The 20,951-nt window shown below is 39.6% G+C and carries 18 protein-coding genes; 13 read left to right on the top strand and 5 right to left on the bottom strand.

Going from position 1 to position 20,951, the window contains the following annotated elements:
• Positions 1-17: 17 nt before the first annotated feature.
• Positions 18-746, top strand: coding sequence for a Cof-type HAD-IIB family hydrolase (locus ELX58_RS03935; RefSeq protein WP_162614633.1), 729 nt, complete (start codon positions 18-20; stop codon positions 744-746).
• Between the two features lie 49 nt (positions 747-795).
• Here the strand turns inward: ELX58_RS03935 and ELX58_RS03940 are convergent, their stop codons facing one another.
• On the bottom strand, positions 796-1,032 hold the full coding sequence (locus ELX58_RS03940) for a hypothetical protein (protein WP_133441861.1): 237 nt from the start codon (positions 1,030-1,032) through the stop codon (positions 796-798).
• Between the two features lie 138 nt (positions 1,033-1,170).
• Here ELX58_RS03940 and ELX58_RS03945 point away from each other — a divergent pair, with 138 nt between their 5' ends.
• The gene (locus ELX58_RS03945; protein WP_133441862.1) at positions 1,171-1,356 is read left to right on the top strand and encodes a hypothetical protein; all 186 of its coding nucleotides are present in this window, start codon (positions 1,171-1,173) and stop codon (positions 1,354-1,356) included.
• An 83-nt stretch (positions 1,357-1,439) separates the two neighbouring features.
• On the top strand, positions 1,440-2,324 hold the full coding sequence (locus tag ELX58_RS03950; RefSeq protein WP_133441863.1) for a DMT family transporter: 885 nt from the start codon (positions 1,440-1,442) through the stop codon (positions 2,322-2,324).
• 109 nt (positions 2,325-2,433) lie between these two features.
• On the opposite strand, the gene ELX58_RS03955 is transcribed toward ELX58_RS03950, so the two are convergent.
• Positions 2,434-2,754 (bottom strand): hypothetical protein, encoded by a 321-nt coding sequence (locus ELX58_RS03955; RefSeq protein ID WP_133441864.1) that lies wholly within the window; start codon positions 2,752-2,754, stop codon positions 2,434-2,436.
• A gap of 28 nt (positions 2,755-2,782) precedes the next feature.
• Entirely contained in the window at positions 2,783-3,583 is an 801-nt protein-coding gene (locus ELX58_RS03960; protein ID WP_133441865.1) for a replication initiation protein, read from the bottom strand.
• Between the two features lie 1,329 nt (positions 3,584-4,912).
• On the opposite strand from ELX58_RS03960, the gene ELX58_RS03965 reads away from it, so the two are divergent.
• The 3 genes from ELX58_RS03965 to ELX58_RS03975 all read left to right on the top strand — a co-directional run bounded on the left by ELX58_RS03965 (position 4,913) and on the right by ELX58_RS03975 (position 9,266).
• Complete coding sequence (locus tag ELX58_RS03965) at positions 4,913-6,643, top strand: ABC transporter ATP-binding protein (protein WP_133441866.1); 1,731 nt, start codon at positions 4,913-4,915, stop codon at positions 6,641-6,643.
• A complete protein-coding gene (locus ELX58_RS03970) occupies positions 6,643-8,460 on the top strand; it encodes an ABC transporter ATP-binding protein (protein WP_133441867.1) in 1,818 nt (605 codons plus the stop codon). The genes ELX58_RS03965 and ELX58_RS03970 overlap by 1 nt, the downstream gene beginning before the upstream one ends.
• 125 nt (positions 8,461-8,585) lie before the next feature.
• The gene (locus tag ELX58_RS03975) at positions 8,586-9,266 is read left to right on the top strand and encodes a hypothetical protein (RefSeq protein WP_133441868.1); all 681 of its coding nucleotides are present in this window, start codon (positions 8,586-8,588) and stop codon (positions 9,264-9,266) included.
• Between the two features lie 119 nt (positions 9,267-9,385).
• Here the strand turns inward: ELX58_RS03975 and ELX58_RS03980 are convergent, their stop codons facing one another.
• Entirely contained in the window at positions 9,386-9,589 is a 204-nt protein-coding gene (locus ELX58_RS03980) for a hypothetical protein (RefSeq protein WP_133441869.1), read from the bottom strand.
• A gap of 164 nt (positions 9,590-9,753) precedes the next feature.
• On the opposite strand from ELX58_RS03980, the gene ELX58_RS03985 reads away from it, so the two are divergent.
• From ELX58_RS03985 to aroA, 7 genes are all read left to right on the top strand, one after another.
• Positions 9,754-9,978 (top strand): hypothetical protein, encoded by a 225-nt coding sequence (locus ELX58_RS03985; protein ID WP_133441870.1) that lies wholly within the window; start codon positions 9,754-9,756, stop codon positions 9,976-9,978.
• A gap of 777 nt (positions 9,979-10,755) precedes the next feature.
• Complete coding sequence (aroF, locus tag ELX58_RS03990; protein WP_133441871.1) at positions 10,756-11,739, top strand: 3-deoxy-7-phosphoheptulonate synthase; 984 nt, start codon at positions 10,756-10,758, stop codon at positions 11,737-11,739.
• Positions 11,740-11,755: 16 nt separating this feature from the next.
• Positions 11,756-12,847 carry a 3-dehydroquinate synthase gene (aroB, locus tag ELX58_RS03995; RefSeq protein WP_133441872.1) on the top strand — a complete coding sequence of 364 codons (1,092 nt, stop codon included), beginning with the start codon at positions 11,756-11,758 and terminating at the stop codon, positions 12,845-12,847.
• A 2-nt stretch (positions 12,848-12,849) separates the two neighbouring features.
• Entirely contained in the window at positions 12,850-13,608 is a 759-nt protein-coding gene (gene aroD / locus ELX58_RS04000; protein ID WP_133441873.1) for a type I 3-dehydroquinate dehydratase, read from the top strand.
• A 646-nt stretch (positions 13,609-14,254) separates the two neighbouring features.
• Positions 14,255-15,697: an MFS transporter gene (locus tag ELX58_RS04005; protein ID WP_133441874.1), complete on the top strand. Its 1,443-nt coding sequence runs from the start codon at positions 14,255-14,257 to the stop codon at positions 15,695-15,697.
• 20 nt (positions 15,698-15,717) lie between these two features.
• Positions 15,718-16,881: a chorismate synthase gene (aroC, locus tag ELX58_RS04010; RefSeq protein WP_133441875.1), complete on the top strand. Its 1,164-nt coding sequence runs from the start codon at positions 15,718-15,720 to the stop codon at positions 16,879-16,881.
• A 15-nt stretch (positions 16,882-16,896) separates the two neighbouring features.
• Positions 16,897-18,195, top strand: coding sequence for a 3-phosphoshikimate 1-carboxyvinyltransferase (gene aroA / locus ELX58_RS04015; protein ID WP_133441876.1), 1,299 nt, complete (start codon positions 16,897-16,899; stop codon positions 18,193-18,195).
• A gap of 69 nt (positions 18,196-18,264) precedes the next feature.
• Here aroA and ELX58_RS04020 read toward each other — a convergent pair whose 3' ends face one another.
• A complete protein-coding gene (locus tag ELX58_RS04020; RefSeq protein WP_133441877.1) occupies positions 18,265-20,220 on the bottom strand; it encodes an aminotransferase class I/II-fold pyridoxal phosphate-dependent enzyme in 1,956 nt (651 codons plus the stop codon).
• Positions 20,221-20,951 lie beyond the last annotated feature (731 nt).

A 20,951-nucleotide genomic window follows, 5' to 3' on the forward strand; every position in this document is an offset into this window, starting at 1 on the left:
TTGATTTAGACGGAACGTTGTTAACCGATGACCAGCAGATTCTACCTTCTAGCGTGTCTGCAATTCATACGCTTCAAGCAAATCACATCGTTCCGGTCATCTGTACCGGCCGCAACATGAAAGAAATTCAGAGCATTATCGAAATTACGGGCATCGATACGTTGATTACCGAAAATGGCAGCTACATTAAACATCATCAAACGATTCGAATTGAAAATATTCGTAAAAAGGTCATTAAAGAATTAGTTGATATGGCTAATAAACTCGGCGACGCCGTAGGTTTCCGTAACGCCATTAACGTTGCCGTTACTAAAATCAATAAATACACCCGTAAGTGTTACGGTGGCTACTTCAAATGGGCTAAAGTTGATCCTTACTTTTATTTAAAGTCACCAATTAATTTTTTGAACGTCTTTACTGATGGTAGCGACGTTCAACAGTACCGGAATGCGTTTGCCGGCAAATTATCAATCACCCATAATGATCCGCACGTTTTAGACATCAATCGTTACGGTGTTAGTAAGGCTACCGGAATCCAGGACGTTCTAAATGATTTTCATTGGACCCATTTACCAACGTATTGCTTCGGGGATGCCGCTAACGACGTTCCGATGTTCAAGAAGGTTAAGCATTCCATCGCCATGGCTAATGCTGATGATGAATGTAAGCAAGAGGCCGAATACGTGACCGATTCCAATAACGACAACGGTATCGCTCACGCCTTACATCACTTTAATTTAATTTAATTAGGGTAAAATAAAAGACGATCAAAATGATCGTCTTTTATTAATTAACTTAAAAATAATCGTGTTCGCGAATAAAACTCTTAGCCTTAAGCTGAGTAAGTTGCTGTTTTAAAGCTTGATTTTCTTTAGTCAGCTTCTTAACTCGTTTAAAGGCTTTTTTCTTTTTCTTGTTTAACATCTTTTTTCGATCGTGTTCTTTTTCGTATTTGGCGTGCCAGTCGACAGGTTTAGCTTCGGCTTCGGTCTGGTCGGTCTGACTAGCGACACTTGATTGAGATTGATCCATAAGAGCTTCCTTTCTTACTAATATACATCCCAAAGGCTTCATTATTATGATAACGAATTACCATTAATTAATTCAACATTTTTATAACTTAGTGATAAACTTAATTTAGAGCTAAACGCTAGAGAGGAAAGTGATCTTATGAAAGATTGGGTTCAAATCATTATCGGCTTACTTGTTTTAGGAATTACATTATTCTTACTTGGTAAGTACAGCCCGTTACAGATGCTTAACTGGTTCACCGCCATTATTGGCATCGTTGTTGGTACTGCGGCATTAATGTACACTTGTGTCAACTGGGGTAAATATCTAGGTCACACTTTATAATCTAAGTTAAAAATAATTCATCAACCGGACTTCTGTTTTTAGAAGTCCTTTTTTATCATCTTTCACAGAACAGGATCTGAAATATGAGTAACAAGAGCAGGGGACTCACCTTAGACATCATCGGCTGTATCTGCTGGGGTGTCTCAGGGACCTTTAGTCAGTATTTATTTGAAAATCACGTCGTATCCGTCTGGTGGATCGCAGGTGTCAGAGCATTGATTGCTGGAATCGTGATCTTGAGCGCCTACAAAATCTTTGAACACGGTTCGTTGACTTCCATTTGGCACAACACTCATGACTGGTTAACGTTATTGGCGTTCACTTTTTTGGGGATGCTACCGTGGCAAGTAACTTATTTTCTGGCCATTAAATATAGCAACGCCCCGACGGCTACCGTTTTACAATTTACCGGACCGGTCTTCATTATTCTAGCAATGGCCGGGATTAAATTCCGCTGGCCGCGACGGATCGATGTCATCTCAATCATTATTTCAATGACTGGATTAATCCTGATGGTAACGAATGGTCAGCTAACTAAATTAGCGTTGGCACCACTTGGCGTGTTCTGGGGAGTTATGACCGGTGTTACTCAAGCCACCTATACGTTGATTCCTGGAAAACTACTTCATAAATATAACTCAGAATTAATTCTTGGCTGGGCAATGCTGCTAGGCAGCTTCCCCTTAGTTCCACAGATCCATCCCTTGCCAATGTATAAATTAACGCCAATTGTACTAATCGCGTTGGCCGTCATCATTTTTGGTGGCACCGTAATTGGTTATCTGTTCTACTTAATTAGTTTGAAGTATCTCCGACCTACCGTTACGGGGATGCTGGATTGCTTCGAACCGTTAACCGCTACGATCTTATCGGTAATGTTTCTTGGCACTCGAATGACGTGGATCGAAGTAGTCGGTGCACTGATGATATTGCTAACGGCCTTTCTACAGGCAATCCCAGAGAAATAATAAATCCGTAAATAATGAAATAAGATTATCCATTTTGTAAACAAAAAAGTGATTCGTTACATAATATAACGGATCACTTTTTTTGATCTTATTAAAATTTAAATCTAACCTATTGCAAACGGTTGATCTGTTTCAGACTTTCATCTAACGAAGCATCATTTAAATGATACTTGTTACAGAAATTCTTCAACTGATCTTTATTTAAACCGGTGAATTCCTGAAAATCACTGTGCGACTGAATCGCGTGGTGCTTTAGCATGTATAAATATAACAATTTACCTGCACTTTTAACGTGATCGTCTTCGTTCAGTCCCATGGCGGCACGCCGATTAAAGGATTGATCTTCAATCGCGAGGATTTTGACGGCGTTTTTATTAGTTCGCTTAGTATCTTCGCGGAACCGTTTTAAATACTTTCGATTAACTTTCATGAAAATCACCTAAATTATTTATATAATTCTAACCGTTTTTATGCGATTCTAGTCGTTCCTGAACCTTATTTTCGGTCTGGTATAACTGGCGACGACTCTTTTTATGTAAAAGAACGTTGATGCCAACGACTTTCCGGCCGTGTTTGTAAGGTTTGATCCGAATGTTCATGTCGGTAAGTTCGTTAATCTCACGTTTGGCCGGGGCTAAAACCCGAGCTTTGAAGTTAGCGAACTGCGGATATTTGTTCCGAAGGTCCAATGCTTCACGAAGTTCACCCAATGAGTAGTTGAACCCTTTGCGTGAATTCTGCATTGAGTAATACGATACGAACAATTCATAAAGCCGAATACTATAAGAACTTTGCATCGTCATGATGTAGTAGTAGTTATATTGGGTAAAGAATTGCTTGGTCTTCAGCAGGAATGGTTTCAGTCGATCATCAAATCGAACCGTAAACGTGTTGGTGTTATGGTTGACTTCAACTTGCGAGAACCAACGGACCAACGTTTCACGGTTATGTGACTTCCGAAGCCAGAATGATTTATCGGCTAACCGCTTTAAATCCTGTTTAATCTTATGAACATTAAAACGATTTTGCTTTAATCCCATAAAACGAGCGTATTCTTTAATATTAAATGTAAAGGTTAGGTTCTTAGTATCGGAATTAATCTGCTGAATTAAATGCAGAATAATTTTCTGCTCATTAGTAGTCAAAGAGTAACGAGTGTTTTGAATCAGATCGTTACGTTTAACAACCGGGTAATTACGAACTTTGAATTCGTGTAATACTTCGGAACCACCTTTAAGTTTTTTCGGAACTTTAGGCATATTTAAAATCCTCCCACGCCTGCATTGTAAGCCACTAGATATTAATAAATCCACTAATTTCTAGTTTTTTATAACACAGCGTTAGGTATCTGTTATAGTTTAAAATCTGAAAATTTCGACATATCGTGAGTTTTCGTTATCACATCAAGATATAACAGCGTTAGATATTTGTTATAGTTCGCAAAAATAAAAATTTTAACCGTTAGTCATCTGTTATAGTTAATTCAATTTTTGAGTGATTTTTCGCGGAATTCAGAACGTTAGGTATTTGTTATAGTTAGAATTCCAAAATTTGACGAAATCGTGACAAGCCCAGCGATTAAATCCGTTATATTTAGGATGAACATCAAAGCCGTGCCACTTTTATCAGGCCTAATCCAATAGGTCTACACAGCGTTAGGTATCCGTTATATTAAACGTTAGATATTTGTTATATTTACCGTTAGCGATTTGTTATAGTTCGCCGTTAGATATTTGTTATATTTACCGTTAGCAATCCGTTATATTAAGCGTTAGGTATCTGTTATTTTTCCGTTAGACATCTGTTAGATTAGGCGTTAGCGATTTGTTATATTAAGCGTTAGACATCTGTTAGGTTTCAGAATTCCGACGTTAGCGCTCTGTTATATTATCGTTAGCGGTTAGTTATAGTTCCGTTAGGTAAATGTATGAGCAACGTTAGCGCTCTGTTATATTTCGTTAGTGCTTTGTTATACTTCAGTTAGTTATCCGTTAGATTACGTTAGCTGTCTGTTATATTAATTGATGCTAATAATCATTAACAACCGTTAGCATAACAACTCTAAGTAACGTTTAGTCTCAAAACCAACTAAATACTAAATAAATAATATATAAATACTAAATAGATACAACAATAAATAGGCAAATTAAACATGATTCCAATAAATATTCATATAATACATATAAAAGAGATATAAGAGAAATTGAATTAGGTCGAAATCAAAATTTGAAATTAAAGTTCAACTCTCTGTTTATAAATTGTGTCAAATTAATTTAAAAGTTATACTGAAATTACGTTAAGTTATAAATTAATTTTTGAACGAAGCACATCAAATAATTAAATAACAGATCGTTGTTCGCTAAAAATTATGTACTTGATGTTCATAAAATATTGGAAACATTTCATATATTAATAACTAATTTAGTTAACTTTATTTGTATAATGTAAATTTACTAAATATTTAAGAACGTTCACCATTTATATGAGCGCTTTTTATTTAAATAAAATTAACTATTGTTTGAAGCGTATTAGTTATGTTAAACTTTATATGCTTACTTACTATAAATAACTGTTAAGAAGGTGAAGCTTTGCAGTCCTTAATTAAGAAGTACCTTAATTGGAAGGCTGTAATCGCTGCCGTCCTTTTTCTTGTTGTCCAGGTTGCGTGTGATTTGTATCTACCGACCGTGACCGTAAGTATCGTTGATAAAGGAATTGTCCACGATGACTTGCCGTTCATTTGGCAACAGGGAATTAAGATGTTAGTGGTTACGCTTGTCGGATTATTAGGTGCTGCCGGAAATATTTATTTTGCTTCTACCCAGTCACAAGGAATGGGTAAAAAAATTCGGCTCGCTATCTACCGAAAAGTAATTGATTTTTCTAATCAGAATCTGGATCATTTTGGTGAAGCTTCATTGATCACCCGAGCCACAAACGATGTTGTTCAGATCCAGAATTTGATGATTAACGTTTTACGAATGATGATCATGTCACCATTAATGTTAATTGGTGCCATTATTTTAGCGTTCATTCAAAGTCCCAAACTGACTTCGACTTTCGTGGTTGCACTTGCATTATTAGCAATCGTAATCGTATTAATTATGAAGTATGCGGTACCGAAATTTAAAAGTCTGCAAAGACAGACCGATAGCATTAACTTGATCTTCCGTGAAGGCTTAACCGGGGTCCGTGTTATTCGAGCCTTTAATCGAGACCCGTATGAACAGAATCGATTTGATAAAGCCAACCGACGTTATGCTAAAACCGGAATTCAGGCCTATACGTTAGCCGCTTTAATGTTCCCGATTATGACGTTCATTTTGAATATTACTAATATTGGAATCGTTAGTCTTGGTAGCTTTTTAATTGCGCACTATGAACTACAAGTTGGTAATTTAGTTGCCTTCATGACGTATTCAACCATGATTTTATTTAGTTTCATGATGTTGGCAATGCTTTTCGTTTTCGTTCCGCGTGCTGAAGTTTCAGCACAACGAATTGATCACGTCTTGGATACCAAGAATACCGTTCGTGATCCTAAGCAGGCTACCGTCATCCCTAAGGATCGACCCGCTAGTTTGACTTTTGATCACGTTGATTTGAGATATAAGTCTGGTCAGAAGCCGGTCTTAAATAATATTGACTTTTCTGCCGAAGCAGGACAGACCGTTGCCATCATTGGTGACACTGGATCAGGAAAATCCAGCATCGTTAATTTGATTTCTCGATTATATGACCCGGTCAACGGTAACGTTCTGTTGGATGGCATCCCAGTTAACCAGTTACCACAATCAACTTTGCATCAGCGTTTTGCAATCACGATGCAAAAAGCGGTTCTATTTACCGGAAATATTCGTAGCAACATGAAGTTTGGTAACGAACACGCAACTGATGATCAAATTTGGGATGCTTTAAAGGTTGCCCAAGCCGCTGATTTCGTTAAACGAGCTGGTGGTCTGGACGCTAAAGTTGCTCAAAACGGTGATAACTTCTCCGGTGGTCAGAAACAACGGTTGTCAATTGCTCGAACCGTGCTGAAACCGGCTGATGTTTACATCTTTGATGATTCGTTCTCGGCACTGGATTTTGCGACCGATGCTAAGGTCCGTGAAAATCTTTATCGTGATCCGCGGATTCAACGTGCCGTTACCGTTATCGTTGCCCAGCGTGTTTCGACCATTATGGATGCTGATCTAATTCTGGTTCTCCATCATGGCCAGATCGTTGGCAAGGGTAACCATAAAGAATTAATGAAGAATAATAAGTTCTATCGTTCAATTTACAATTCGCAGATCAAAAAGGGGGCCGCTAAATAATGACTAAACCAAGACGTCAACGCCGGGCTACGCATTTCTGGCGGACTACCTGGCGATTAACGAAATATATGGCACCGTGGAAGTGGCCAATGGCATTAGCCGCATTCGCGATTATGGTTTCGATGTTCTTACAGATTATTGCCCCCAGTATCTTAGGGGATGCCACGACGGTTATTTATAGTGGGATCAAGAAGGGCCATCATCTTAGAATGCTTGGTCACTCCGTTCCGACGTTGCCGATTGACTACACCAAAGTTGGTCATATCCTAATGATTGTGGCGGTGATGTACGCAATTGCGGTCCTGAACAGTATCATTGAACAGATTATTATTAATTATGTATCCCAAAAGGCCGTTTACAGTTTACGCCGTGACTTTAAACGCAAGTTGGAGTACTTACCGGTCTCGTTCTACGATACCCATGACAACGGGGACATTATGTCCCGTGCCATCAACGATATGGATGATATTTCAACGATGATTCAGAGTAACGTTACCCAGTTTCTGATCAGTATCATCATGTTCGTCGGGGTTCTGTTTATGATGTTCAAGGTCAGTTTTACCCTGACACTAGTTGCATTATGCACGATCCCACTTAGCGGAATCGTGGTTTGGATCGTCGTTCCGAAGTCCCAGCAATACTTCATTAATCAGCAGTATCACTTGGGTCTTCTGAATAACCAGGTCGAAGAAAACTTTGCTGGTCATGACGTCATCAAGACGTTCAACCGTGAAGATACCGTTGTTAATCACTTTAAGAAAGAAAATGAGCGCTACTACCAATCCGCATGGCGTGCTCAATTCTATTCGATCTTTATGTTCCCGATTACGATCTTCATCAAGAACTTGGATTACGTTTTCGTTGCCATTATCGGTGGGATTGAAGTTATCAACGGTTCGTTGCCAATTGGTAACGTCCAGGCCTTTCTTCAATACACCAATATGTTTTCTGAACCGATCACTCAGTTAGCTAACCTGACCAGTACAATTCAGTACACCATTGCGTCAGCCGAACGTATCTTTCAGATTTTAGATGAACCTGAAATGTCGACAAAACAGCGTGACATTCCGGATGATAAGACCGGGGATGTCGTTGATTTCCAGCACGTTAACTTCAGGTACTTACCTGACCGACCGCTAATTCATAACTTTAATTTGGCGGTAAAACCGGGCAGTACGATTGCAATCGTTGGTCCGACTGGCGCTGGTAAGTCAACCATGATTAACCTCTTAGAGCACTTTTATGACGTTGATTCGGGACACATTCGGATTAACGGTGTTGATACCCGTAACATGACCCGGCCACAGCTTCGTAAAAACATGGCGATGGTTTTACAGGCAACCTGGCTCTTTAAGGGCACCGTTTTTGACAACATTAAGTACGGTAATTTACATGCTACAAAGCAGGACGTCTATAAAGCCGCAAAATTGAGTCATGCTGACGATTTCATCAGTCGCTTACCAGATGGTTATCAAACCGAGTTAAATGAGAATGCGACCAATATTTCCCAAGGTCAGCGACAGTTGTTGACGATTGCCCGAGCATTTATCGCTAATCCGAAGATCATGATTCTGGATGAAGCCACCAGTTCCGTTGATACCAAGACTGAATCCATGATCCAAGAAGCTATGGAACGCTTGGTTCAGAACCGAACCAGCTTCGTCATTGCCCATCGATTGTCAACGATTCAAAATGCCGATGACATTATCGTTATGAACCATGGTCACATCGTTGAAACTGGGACTCATAACGAACTGTTGAAGAAGCATGGCTTTTACTACAGGCTGTACAACTCACAGTTCGCTGGTGTACATTAATTTTGAAATTAAAAATAATTATAAAAAGAGTCGATTTTTTAAAATCGACTCTTTTTTGGACTTGCGAGAATCCTAACGCGTTTGTTAAAATGCAACCAATCCGATTTTTAAGGAGTTTTGTTTTTATGAAATTAAATTTAAGAAAAATGGTTACCGTATCAGCAGCCGCTTTGATGCTAGCTGGTGTTGGCGCATCCGCTACTAATGCTGGTACATCAGTTCACGCTAGTCGTCGAATCGTTCGAATGAGTAGCTTACGCATCCATGAAAATCGTTTAGTTCGCCAGGTAAATCATGATAAAGCACAATTTAATCGTGATAATTCTCAGCTTAAACAAGTTAAGCGGGAAATTGCTCGTTTAAGCCCGAAATCTAATAAGAAGGGTAAACGATCAAAGAAGTCTGTAAGACGGAATAAGAGAGCTAAAAAGGGCATTAAAAAGAATAATCGTCGTGTAAAGCATGCTAAAAATGTAAAGAAAAATACTGCCAAGCAACAACCCAAAGTAACAACGTATCGTACTCACATTGTTTTGAATAACAAGGTTTACACTGCTGAAATTATTTCTAATGGTAAAATTGGACAGGTTGTCCCAAGAACCGCTAAGTACGTTGGCACTATGAAAGCTTATGCCAAGAAATATACTAAGCCATTCTTAGCTGCTCGAAACGCGGTTAATGCAAATATGATTCAGTTTAAGAAGACTCATAATATGAAATATTATAAAAATGCTTTAAAGGCTAATCAGAGTCTTCGCAGTATGGCTGTAACACCTGTAAATGCAAGTCAACCTGCTAAAAAGTAATTTATGAAATTGATATTTATGAGAAGTCTGATTTTTCATCAGACTTTTTCTTTTGTCCTAATAACCAAAAAGCGCCCTGAAATTAATCAGAGCGCTTTTCATATAACACTAAAAATGGATTAAATTGCTTTCTTATCAGATTTTTGAACGACTGGCATGAACTGATAACCTGGCTTAATTCCACGCCAAGCCTTCTTCCAGTAATACTGACGAGAATTTTCAACGACGTTCAGCATGTCAATGATTCGATGATTATGCTGTTCGTTAGCTAACAAATTACGAAGATATGCAATCACAACGTCTTTTGGAATTACTCTTAACATGGAATATCGCCATCCTTTAATTTGTTTTCTTATTCTTTGTACACGTTCATAATATAATACAAATGTAACATTTGAATAAGATTTTGCCCGAAAAAGTTATCATTTGAAAACTGGATCGGGTGTGTGTTACTTTGACAATATATCGTGAATTGGGAGGCATTGCAATGGTTGATAAACAATCTTTAGACTATTTAGATCAGAGTATCGATGATTTATCCAGAGCCTCTAGTAAACTATATTTAGCCGAACAAAACATTAAAAACGAAAACGATAATGATGATAACGAAGTGCTTTTGGAATTCATTGATAATATCTACACCAACGTCATGGAATCGATGCACGAACTAAAAGCTAAGCAGCATTTATACAAAAAATATCCGAATAGTTAATTTGAATTTATAAATTATCAGCTCCGCTGACGGCTAATGTTGGTGGAGTTTTTTTAATGCCTTTATAAAATAAAATAGAAACCTTATTTAATAAAATATTAAATTTATTTCCAAATGTCTTGACATCTCGTCTCATGATGATTAAGTTATTAAGTGTAAATTGATATTGATCGTTAAACGTCATTTCAGTAGAGTTACGGCTTGAACGTCAGAGAACCGGTGGTTGCTGTGAACCGGGCAGGGTCGTAATTCAAAATACGGTGACACAATAATGTTTCGGAATTAATTGAACCGTTATCATCAATTTAAGTGAGCATTTACCTACTAAAATGGGTGGTACCGCGGTTTTGAAAGTAAAAGTCGTCCCAGTTATTTCAAAAAGAAATAATTGAGACGACTTTTTTGTTTGTCTGAATAACGAAAGGATTTTAATCATGTTTAAGAATTTGAGTTTGACACTTTATCAGGGCGTATATCTGTATCGATATTATACGAATACGATATATGCCTGTGTGAATTGAAGTTTTAATGGTTCACACAGGGGCAGACCCGGCTGTGTGAACTTGACGTTAAACAGGATTTAATGAAGACGATGCTCACAGCTATTCGGTAATAGTTGTGAGCTTTTTGTTTCCCATTCCCGCAGTGAATCACCAACTGCGGGAACCACATATAATTAATCACCTCGTTCTGTGTAGTTCTGGTTAGGATCCAGAGCTACACAATACATATTTTGAAGTTAAAGATTATTAAAAATTATTTTTGGAGGTAACATTTATGATTATTCAATTTAAACCTAATCAAGAAAAAATGATTGCTGAAGTTAAGAAACATTTTGCTGGCAAGACCCAGGTTTTCGTCCATAAGAACAACGTTGGTTTAGTTGGCGTTCAACCAGGTGATTTAACCGATACCGAAAAGGGCGCAGCTAAGAAAGTCATTATGAACCATCCTCGTGCCATTCAAGGCAGTCGCTTATTCCATCCCGAAGATACTGTCATCAAGACCAAAAACAGCATTATCAGTGACAGCACTTTTACCTTAATGGCTGGTCCGTGTTCAGTTGATGACCACGCTCGAACCTTACGTTTAGCTAAGGCTACGCATGCTGCCGGTGCGACCGTTTTACGTGGTGGTGCTTTTAAGCCGCGGACTTCACCATACTCATTTCAAGGCATGGGTGAAACCGGTTTGAAGTACTTACGTGAAGCCGCTGATAAGAACCACATGGACGTCATCACCGAAGTTATGGATCCGGAACACGTCCCAATGGTCGGCAAATACACTGATATCTTCCAAATCGGTGCCCGTAACATGCAGAACTTCTCGTTATTACGTGCCGTTGGTAAAACTCGTAAACCGGTCATGCTAAAGCGTGGGATGTGCTCAACGATCGATGATTTATTGAACGCTTCTGAATACATTGCCGCCGGTGGTAACCATCAGATCATGTTATGTGAACGTGGGATCAGAACTTTTGATAATAAATACACGCGTAATACCCTAGATGTAGGCGCAATTCCGGTCTTAAAGAAATTAACTCATTACCCAGTCATCTTAGATCCAAGTCATGCCGCTGGACATACGGATATCGTAATGCATGAAGCAATGGCCGGAGCTGCGATCGGTGCTGACGGTCTAATGATCGAAGTTCATGATGATCCGAAGCACGCTTTATCAGATGGTCCTCAAGCATTATTACCGAGTCAATTTAAAGAAGTTGCTAAGAATGCCGTTGAAATTCATGACATTGTTAAATAATTGAGGGTGCGCAAGTATGAAGATTTTGAACGTTAAAACGCCGGATGGCGATTACAATATTTTGATTCATCATGGTTTACTGTTAAAAGTCGGTGAATTAGTTAGTGAACGCTGGAAGAAACGTAAGATTGCGTTGATTTCCGATGATAACGTTGCGCCACTGTACATGGCCGACGTGAAAAAACAATTGGAAGCCCATGACTTTAAAGTCTTTACGTTCGTGGTTCCTCATGGTGAACAGTCTAAGTGTTTAGCTGAACTTGCTAAGATCATTAAGGGGATGGCTCACGATCGCTTTAACCGCAGTGATGGTGTCATTGCCCTTGGTGGCGGTGTCGTCGGTGATTTGGCCGGCTTTGTATCCGCCACTTACATGCGTGGCATTGATTTAATTCAGATTCCAACGTCCTTCTTGGCTCAGGTTGATAGTTCCGTCGGTGGTAAGACCGCGATCGATTTAGATGACGTGAAAAATTTGATCGGCAGTTTTCACCAACCTGATTTGGTCATCATTGACCCTAATGATTTAAAGACATTACCTAAACGTGATCTAGTCGAAGGCTATGGTGAAACGTTGAAGGTCGCCGCTTTGAACGGTGGTGCCTTCTGGAAATTCGTCCAGAAAGTTAATCAGCCAAGTGACCTATTAAAGTACGCTAGTCAATTAATTGAATTTGCCATTAAGTTTAAAGCAATTGTCGTTAGTCATGATGAAAAGGAATCCGGTGAACGGCAGATTTTGAACTTGGGCCACACGATTGGTCACGGAGTTGAAGCCTTGGCTCACGGTAAGTTACGCCATGGTGAAGCCGTTAGTATCGGTTTAGTTGCGATCTGCCGAATTTTTGAAAGTCATCAGCTTTCACTAAAAGGGATGACTGATCAGATCAAACACCGTTTATCCGTCGTTGGTTTACCAATTCACTCCAAGTTAGTTGCCAGTCCGCACCTGATTGACAAGATCAAGAACGATAAGAAGAACCGTGATGGTTACATGAACGTAATCTACCTAAAGGACTTTGGTCATCCCGTTATCAAAGCCTTATCGATTAGTCAAATCAACCAGAGTATACAGGGCTTAGTTAAGGCTCATCCGGACGTGTATTAGTTATGAAATCGCTTCAAGTTAACAATTTAACCCTGAGCAGCTCCGCACCCAAGATTGCGGTGTCGATCGTCGCTAAAGATTTAAAAAGTCTTACTCAACAATTACAACAAATTTCGGTTGTAAAGCCGGATTTGGTGGAATGGCGGATTGATTCCTTAACTCAAATGCCAGATCAGGATACAGTTCAAACGTGGTTGAAAAAGATTCATGAACAAATTACACCCATGCCATTAATTGCCACCTTTAGAACGCCAGGTGATGGTGGAAACATGCGCGCTAGTGAGGATCAGTATTTTAAATTATTAAGAATTCTGTCGGTCAATCCATTAATTAATATCCTGGACGTTGAACTTCATCACGATCAAAAACGAGTCTCATCGATTGTGAAGCGAGCCCATCAGCATGGAATTAAAATCATCATGAGTAACCACGACTTTAAAAAAGTACCCGCCAATTTAGCAATCCTTGATCGAATGCATCGCATGCAGAAGTTATATGCAGACATCGCTAAAGTAGCGGTGATGCCACAGAGTAAGACCGACGTGATGCGGTTCATGCAAACGTCACTGAAAGCTGATCAGTGCTTAGACATCCCCATCGTCACAATGGCGATGGGTGACCTCGGCAAGCTGACCCGAATTGCTGGATCGTTGACCGGCTCGGTAATCACCTTTGGTAGTATGAACACTCATATTGGTTCGGCACCTGGTCAGATTTCGGTTCCGACGTTACGAAAAGTATTGAAATTATTTAGTAAATAAAAAAGAAACAATTTACTTTGATTTAATAATAATTTTCATTAAAGTGTTGACAAGCCATACCTAGACGATTATATTATTAAGTGTAAATTGATATTGATCGTTAAGTGTCATTTCAGTAAAGTTATGACTTGTAAGTCAGAGAACCGGTGGTCTGTTGTGAACCGGGCAGGGTCATAATTCAAAATACGGTGACACAATAATGTTTCGGAATTAATTGAACCGTTATCATCAATCTAAGTGAGTAGTTACCTACTAAAATGGGTGGTACCGCGGTTTTTAAGATTAAAAGTCGTCCCAATTATTTTGAAAAGAGATAATTGAGACGACTTTTTTGTTTATATTCATAATTAATTTAAAGGAGTGAAATTTGATAATGCTTAGTTTAATGCGTCCGCTGTTACAGCGGTCTTCACATACTTATTATTCAGGCTTGTATCGATTTTATTATTATTTTTATTTTGGTACATGCCTGTGCGAATGAGAAGCATTATTGAATGCGGAATTTCACACAGGGGACAACTCGGCTGTGTGGAATTTCATCACTTGATAATTAATTCAAGTCAATTAATTAGGGGTGCCTCGCAGCTGAGAAAGTTGTGAGGTATTTTAGTTTGATTTGAATTTAATTAATAGGAGTATTTGATTTATGAAAACGAAAAATTTCCGATTGAAATTAGGTTTATTCCTTAACTACTTGGTCCATGGTTGTGGCCTGATCATCTTAACCCAAAATCTGGATAGTTTGGCTAAGAACTGGCACAGTACTTTAGCCACAGCTTCATTTATTCTGTCCGGCTTAGGGATTGGCCGAATTTTAGCTTACTTGATCATGGGCTACATTTCCGATAAGTTCAGCCGTAAATTAACGCTGATGATCGGGATGTTCACTTACCTGATCTTCTTCGTGGTAACACCGCTTAACCATAGTTTGGTAATTGCCTATGGCTTGGCAATTCTAGCCGGGATCGCTAATTCCGCTTTGGATTCTGCTACTTACCCGTTATTTACTGAATTGGGCTCCAAGAGCAGTTCTGATAACATCCTGATCAAAGCCTTTATGTCAGTCGGTGAATTTTCCTTACCGTTACTGATTATTTTCCTGAACGCTCATCAGTTATGGTTCGGTCTTTCATTCTTATTCCCAACCGTCTTCTTAGTATTCAACATCTTTAACATCATTACGTTGAAGTTTCCTAACGTTAAAAAGACCGAACAGGTTCAGAGTAAGAGCAGTGTTAAATTAAATAAGTTCAGTAAAACTTTAGTAACCGCAGCTTTACTGGTCTACGGTTACACGTCAATGGGGATTATGATTTGGTTCACCCAGTGGATCACGATCTTCGCTAAAAAGATCCAGTTCAGTGATTGGGTATCACATTTCCTGTTATCAGCTTACAGTGTTGGTTCGATCGTTGGTGTCATCACGACGTTCTTAGTAATGCGTCACTTTAACGTTCGAAACGGTTGGTTCCTGTTATCTAACCTGATTGGGACGGTTGCTTTGATCATCGTTATCATTAGTCGAATCCCAGCCATTTCCATGGTTGCCTCAATCGTCTTTGGTTTCAGTGTTGCCGGTGGTTTGATGCAGATCGCCTTAAACATTCTGTTATCAATCTTCCCAAAGCATAAGGGAATCTTTACCGCCATTTACTTTATCTTCGGTAGTATTGCTTCGTTTACCGTCCCGATTATTACCGGTAAGTTCATCGGCCTCGGTACCCAGAACATTTTAGATGGTGACGTCATCATGGGCTTACTTGGAATTATCTCAGCAATCATTGTCTTCCTGTTATTCCCAAAGACCTCGTCACTTAATCAGGCCCGCTTAGAAATCAATTCAATTGACAATCGCCTAACGAAGTTATTAAATAAACGGTTTGCTACCGTTCACTTTGTTGGCCAGCTGAAAAAGCAGCAGCACCTTGCCACTGAAGATAAAGGTCGTGAAGCTCAGGTCCTGAAAGGAATCGGCAAGATGAGTAAACCGCAGGCCATCAGCCCATATAATCAAGCGATCGTTCAGAACATTATGAATAATTCCAAGAAGTACGAAGATTTCTTGAAAAAGAATAAAAACAATAAGTAATTAATTGAAAGGAAATTACGATGAATTTTATTACCGCTGGAGAATCACACGGTCCGGAATTAACCGGGATTATTGAAGGTATTCCGTCCGGTCTGCATATCGACGTTGACGAAATTAATCGAGCCCTGCGTTCACGACAGGGCGGTTATGGCCGTGGTAACCGTCAGAAGATCGAACATGATAAAGTCATTATCACTGGTGGGGTTCGTCATCAGATGACGATCGGTTCACCAATTGCCTTACGGATTAAGAATATAGATCATAAACACTGGTCATACATCATGGATCCCAATACGCCAGCCAATTCATTTAATACCCTACGTCGAGTAACGCGACCACGACCGGGTCATGCCGATCTAGCCGGTGCCATGAAATATAATCACCGTGACATGCGAAACGTACTGGAACGTTCGTCAGCTCGTGAAACGGCAATGCGAGTCGCCATTGGTAATATCTGTGAACAATTGCTTAAGGCCTTAGGAATTACGGTCGTCGGCTATGTTCAGTCAGTTGGTAAGATCCAGGCTGACTCCAAAATGCCGTTAAACGTTAAGGAAATTCGTGGTTTGATCAAAAATGACATGCGGGTCATCGATGCCGATAAGGTCGAACCGTTACACAAGATGATCTATAAGACTCGTTGGGCCGGTGATACCTTAGGCGGTGTCATTCGAGTCGTTGCCAATGGTGTTCCAGCTGGCTTAGGCAGTTACATTAGCTGGGACACGAAACTTGACGCCAAGATGGCCTTTGCCGTAATGGGTGTTAATGCCATGAAGGGCGTTGAAATTGGTGACGGTTTCAAAGCAGCTCACCGTTTTGGCAGTCAGGTCATGGATCCGATCGACTGGAAGAAAGACAAAGGTTTCTTCCGTGATTCCGATCATTTAGGTGGTTTTGAAGGTGGCATGACCAACGGGATGCCATTGATTATTAAAGCCGCTATGAAGCCGATCCCGACTTTATACAAGCCGTTAAAGAGCGTTGACATCAATACCAAGGTCATTAAAAAGGCTAATATTGAACGTTCTGATGTGACGGCAATCGTTCCGGCTTCGATCGTGGTTGAAAACGTGGTTGCGATTGAATTAGCAAAAGTAATTACCGAAACCTTTGATGGTAGCAACATGAAACGCTTGAAGAAGCAATTTAGTGATTACCGTAAAGAATTAAAGAACTTCTAAGGAAGTGAATGAATTATGACTTCAGTAGTAATTGGCCGGGCCAATGGCTTACATGGATCGTTAACAATCCCCGGTGATAAAAGTATTTCTCACTGTTCCGTAATCTTCGGTTCGATCAGTAAGGGTAAAACCGTAATTAACCACTTTTTAAAGTCAGCGGATTGTCTGTGTACGATCAAGGCCTTTCAGCAGATGGGGGTCAAGATTGCTAGTCATGGTGATCAGGTCGTGATCAACAGTCAGGGCATTGATCATCTGCACGCTCCTAAGACTAAGTTACAGATGGGTAATTCTGGGACGACGACCCGTTTAATCACGGGCTTACTTTCAGGACAGCCGTTTAATACCACGTTAGTTGGAGATGCTTCGCTGTCAAAACGACCCATGAAACGAATTTCGGTTCCGTTAAATAAGATGGGCGCCAAAGTCAAAACGACTCGACAGGGGACATTACCACTGGAAATCAACGGTGGTCAAAAGCTGCACGGCATTAATTATGTGATGCCTGTTGCCAGTGCCCAGGTCAAGAGCTCGATTATCTTAGCCGCAATTCAGGCTTCGACACCGACCAAGATTACCGAACCAATTTTTTCCCGTGATCATACGGAACGAATGCTAAAGAAATTCAGCCCAAATAGTATTAAGCGAAACGGTCATGACATCGTAATTACGCCTCATCAAGCTTTTACTAGCCAAACGATTGACGTTCCTGGTGATATATCATCAGCCGCTTACTTCATGGTGGCCGGTGCCATCGTTCCCGATTCAGAAATCTGTCTGAAGAACGTCGGTGTTAACCCAACCCGAACCGGATTAATTAAAGTCATGAAGCAGATGGGCGCTAATATTCAGCTCAAGAATCTCCATAACCGGGACTCTGAACCCGCTGCGGATATCATCGTTAAAAGTTCGAAGTTGCATCCGTGTCACATAACTGGTGATATTATTCCGGCTTTGATTGATGAAGTTCCGTTAGTGGCCTTGTTAGGTGCCTGTGCTGACGGTGTTACTAAAGTTACTGGCGCTCAGGAGTTACGATATAAGGAATCCAATCGTCTAGCAACCACGACTGAAGAACTACAGAAAATGGGCGTTAAGATCAAAGAATTACCTGATGGCTTCGTGATCGACGGCAGTCAGCCTTGGCAATCGAAGACGGATGATCTGGACAGTCATAATGATCACCGAATTGCTATGATGCTAGCTGTAGCGGCATTGATTGCTAAAGAACCCGTTAAGATTCATCATGCCGACAGTATTCGGATTTCATACCCAACCTTCTTTAAAGATTTGAAAAAATTAGAAAATAAATAATTTATAAATTATACGTAAAAGATCCCTAATCTTTAATGATTAGGGATCTTTTTTAGTTATGATTGATGATTAATTTTCGTAAACGTTGGTTTTCATAAAGTCTTGAATTCTTTGAATCGCAACCCGAATGTCCTTTAAACTCGTGTTGGCATAACTGATTCTCAAATAACCTTCACCGCCGGGACCAAAAATACTTCCTGGAATTACGCCTACGTGGGCTTGTTTAGCTAAACGGTACGCAAATTGAACACTAGTTTGGTGAAAGTATTTAGGAATTTTAGCGAAGATGTAGAATGCACCAGTTGGTTTTGGACAAGTAAATCCAGCTTGGAGAAGGCCACGTCTTAAAATAATTTGCCGTTTACGGTAGATGTCTCTCATTCGAGGTCCGTCGTGATAACCATGTTTGAAAGCTTCGTTAGCCGCATATTGAGCACATTCGGTAGCCGAAACGATGTTGTTAACGTGAATATTATTAATGCCCTTAATTAATACAGCGGGGCCGCAGACTAGGCCAATTCGCCAACCGGTCATTGCGAAAGCCTTTGAGACACCGTTCAGGATGATTGTCTGGTTAGGTAGAATCGTGCCTAACAAAACGTGGGGATGTTCATAAGTCAATTCACTATAAATTTCATCACAGATGCATAGGATATGGTGTTTCTTGATAACTCGGGCAAGTGCTTCTAACTGCGAACTTGAATAGGTATTGCCAACGGGATTGTTCGGATAATTTAGGACTAGCACTTTAATCTGGGGATGACTTTTTAGCACTGTATCCAATTTATGTGCTGATAAAATAAAGTGATTGTCAGCAGTGTTGATATAGACCGGTTTGGCGTGCTGCTGAAGAACGTCCGTTGTGTACACTGGAAACGTCGGTGTTGGGATGGCAACTTCGTCACCGGCTTCTAGAATGGCGCCAAACGTGGCTTGAAGGCCTTCGGTAACTCCGGTCGTTACGATGATTTGCGTTTTGGGATCATAGTTTAAGCCGTACTTATTTTTTAGATATTTAGCGGCGTTCTGGCGTAACGGCAGGATTCCCTTGGCGTTGGTATAGTGGCTGTGATTGTGCTCGATTGCCTGGATCGCAGCTTTCTTAATGTGGCCCGGTGTCGGGACGTCCGGTTCGCCAATTGTTAATTTAATCAGGTGTGGGATGTTTTTAATTCGTTGGGAGAAATTATAGATTTGGTTTGCTGGAACGTGTTTAGTGAAATGATTTAGCCAGTGATCTGGGTTGTTCGTTGGCTGTTCTTTGGGGGCTTCATTTTTTGAATCATTGTAGTCGTTCTGGGTGAGATATTTATAATTTTGATTAGTTTCCGAAATGGTTTTCTGTAGGGCTTTCGTATCATGATTATTAATGGCTCGTCTGAAGGCGTTCAGTCGATGCTTGAACTGATTAATTTGCTTAATAATGATCTTTGGGTTGGATTGAATAAATTTTTGGAGAGCTAAGTCCTGTTGATCATCTTTGGTGTTGGCTTTTAAATTGGGTTGGATGTCGTGCTTAATGGTTTGATTTAAATTTAACGAGATGATGCTTGGCAGGCTGTCGATGAGATCAGAAAGATCGTCGTTAATCTGCGGACTGACGAGTTTAAGGCGCGGCTGATCCTTCTTGAATAATTGCTTAAGGATCTGGATGTCATTTAAATCGGCATCATTATTGACTAATAAATAAGAAATTGAATGTTGTTTAGTAAGTAAGGGATGTCCGCATAAGACATGAATGCCTCGTTTGATTAAGGGCTCTGCGGTTGATAAGGTGTCTTGTTGATTTTTACAGGTGTTGATAATAAGAGCCTTTGGATTAAGACGGATTGATGATAATCGATGAAGGTCATTAACAACATTATCCGTTAGTCCCGTTAAGATGATGATTGATTTATATTGGATTGCAGGCGTGATTTGATCGCTACTCTTAATATTGACGATCGTAACGTCAGGATGAGATCTGTAAATAGCGTTTATAATTGATTGACTTAATTGATTTGAACCGATAACTAGAATCTTCATAATATAGCTCCTTTAACTAAACGACATAAATAAAAAGGCCATGCGATTAATTTAACCGCATGGCCTTTTTGGGTCTTATTAATTTTTTATCCTTTTAAGATAAAAATCCACACGGCAATCTATTTTTGTCCGTGTGGATTCGAATTACTTAATATCTAACGATGAATGATTCACACGGATGCGCTTTGAAAGAAAAACAGAAACGCACCCATAAAAAGTGTTGATACATATGAGCTTAAGTGATTTGGCATTAACATCGTTAAACATTCTTTCTCTAAAATTGGTTTCATTAACAATTATATCGCGTTTAAGTCATATGTAAACATATTTATGAAATTTATTAATAAAGTTATTAAATTTATATCAGAGCACTTACACCATTAATAAAGTTCATATTTTACATATTATCAGAACAAATCTAATAAAATTATAAATTATGTTCATATTAAGTTGATTTTTACTTTTATATAGTTATAATGTTAATTGTAAGTTAATAAATAAGCTAATTAATTCTGCATAATAAATAACGAGTAGAATGATTACTTGAACGTCAGAGAACCGGTGGTTTGCTGTGAACCGGGCAGGGTAATCGTTCAAAATACATTGAGCAGATAATGTTCAGGAAAATCGAGCCTTTATTTTCGATATAAGTGAGTAGTTACCTACTAAAATGGGTGGTACCGCGGTTTTGAGTAAAAGTCGTCCCAATTGCTGATAATTCAGTAATTGAG

It is taken from the genome of Acetilactobacillus jinshanensis, assembly GCF_004359375.1.
GTDB classification, from domain to species: Bacteria; Bacillota; Bacilli; order Lactobacillales; family Lactobacillaceae; genus Acetilactobacillus; species Acetilactobacillus jinshanensis.

Bases quoted from the DNA above. Each gene is read 5' to 3' on its own strand.
- ELX58_RS03940 (WP_133441861.1), bottom strand. From the start codon at position 1,032: ATGGATCAATCTCAATCAAGTGTCGCTAGTCAGACCGACCAGACCGAA.
- ELX58_RS03945 (WP_133441862.1), top strand. From the start codon at position 1,171: ATGAAAGATTGGGTTCAAATCATTATCGGCTTACTTGTTTTAGGAATT.
- ELX58_RS03950 (WP_133441863.1), top strand. From the start codon at position 1,440: ATGAGTAACAAGAGCAGGGGACTCACCTTAGACATCATCGGCTGTATC.
- ELX58_RS03955 (WP_133441864.1), bottom strand. From the start codon at position 2,754: ATGAAAGTTAATCGAAAGTATTTAAAACGGTTCCGCGAAGATACTAAG.
- ELX58_RS03960 (WP_133441865.1), bottom strand. From the start codon at position 3,583: ATGCCTAAAGTTCCGAAAAAACTTAAAGGTGGTTCCGAAGTATTACAC.
- ELX58_RS03970 (WP_133441867.1), top strand. From the start codon at position 6,643: ATGACTAAACCAAGACGTCAACGCCGGGCTACGCATTTCTGGCGGACT.
- ELX58_RS03975 (WP_133441868.1), top strand. From the start codon at position 8,586: ATGAAATTAAATTTAAGAAAAATGGTTACCGTATCAGCAGCCGCTTTG.
- ELX58_RS03980 (WP_133441869.1), bottom strand. From the start codon at position 9,589: ATGTTAAGAGTAATTCCAAAAGACGTTGTGATTGCATATCTTCGTAAT.
- ELX58_RS03985 (WP_133441870.1), top strand. From the start codon at position 9,754: ATGGTTGATAAACAATCTTTAGACTATTTAGATCAGAGTATCGATGAT.
- aroF (WP_133441871.1), top strand. From the start codon at position 10,756: ATGATTATTCAATTTAAACCTAATCAAGAAAAAATGATTGCTGAAGTT.
- aroB (WP_133441872.1), top strand. From the start codon at position 11,756: ATGAAGATTTTGAACGTTAAAACGCCGGATGGCGATTACAATATTTTG.
- aroD (WP_133441873.1), top strand. From the start codon at position 12,850: ATGAAATCGCTTCAAGTTAACAATTTAACCCTGAGCAGCTCCGCACCC.
- ELX58_RS04005 (WP_133441874.1), top strand. From the start codon at position 14,255: ATGAAAACGAAAAATTTCCGATTGAAATTAGGTTTATTCCTTAACTAC.
- aroC (WP_133441875.1), top strand. From the start codon at position 15,718: ATGAATTTTATTACCGCTGGAGAATCACACGGTCCGGAATTAACCGGG.
- aroA (WP_133441876.1), top strand. From the start codon at position 16,897: ATGACTTCAGTAGTAATTGGCCGGGCCAATGGCTTACATGGATCGTTA.
- ELX58_RS04020 (WP_133441877.1), bottom strand. From the start codon at position 20,220: ATGAAGATTCTAGTTATCGGTTCAAATCAATTAAGTCAATCAATTATA.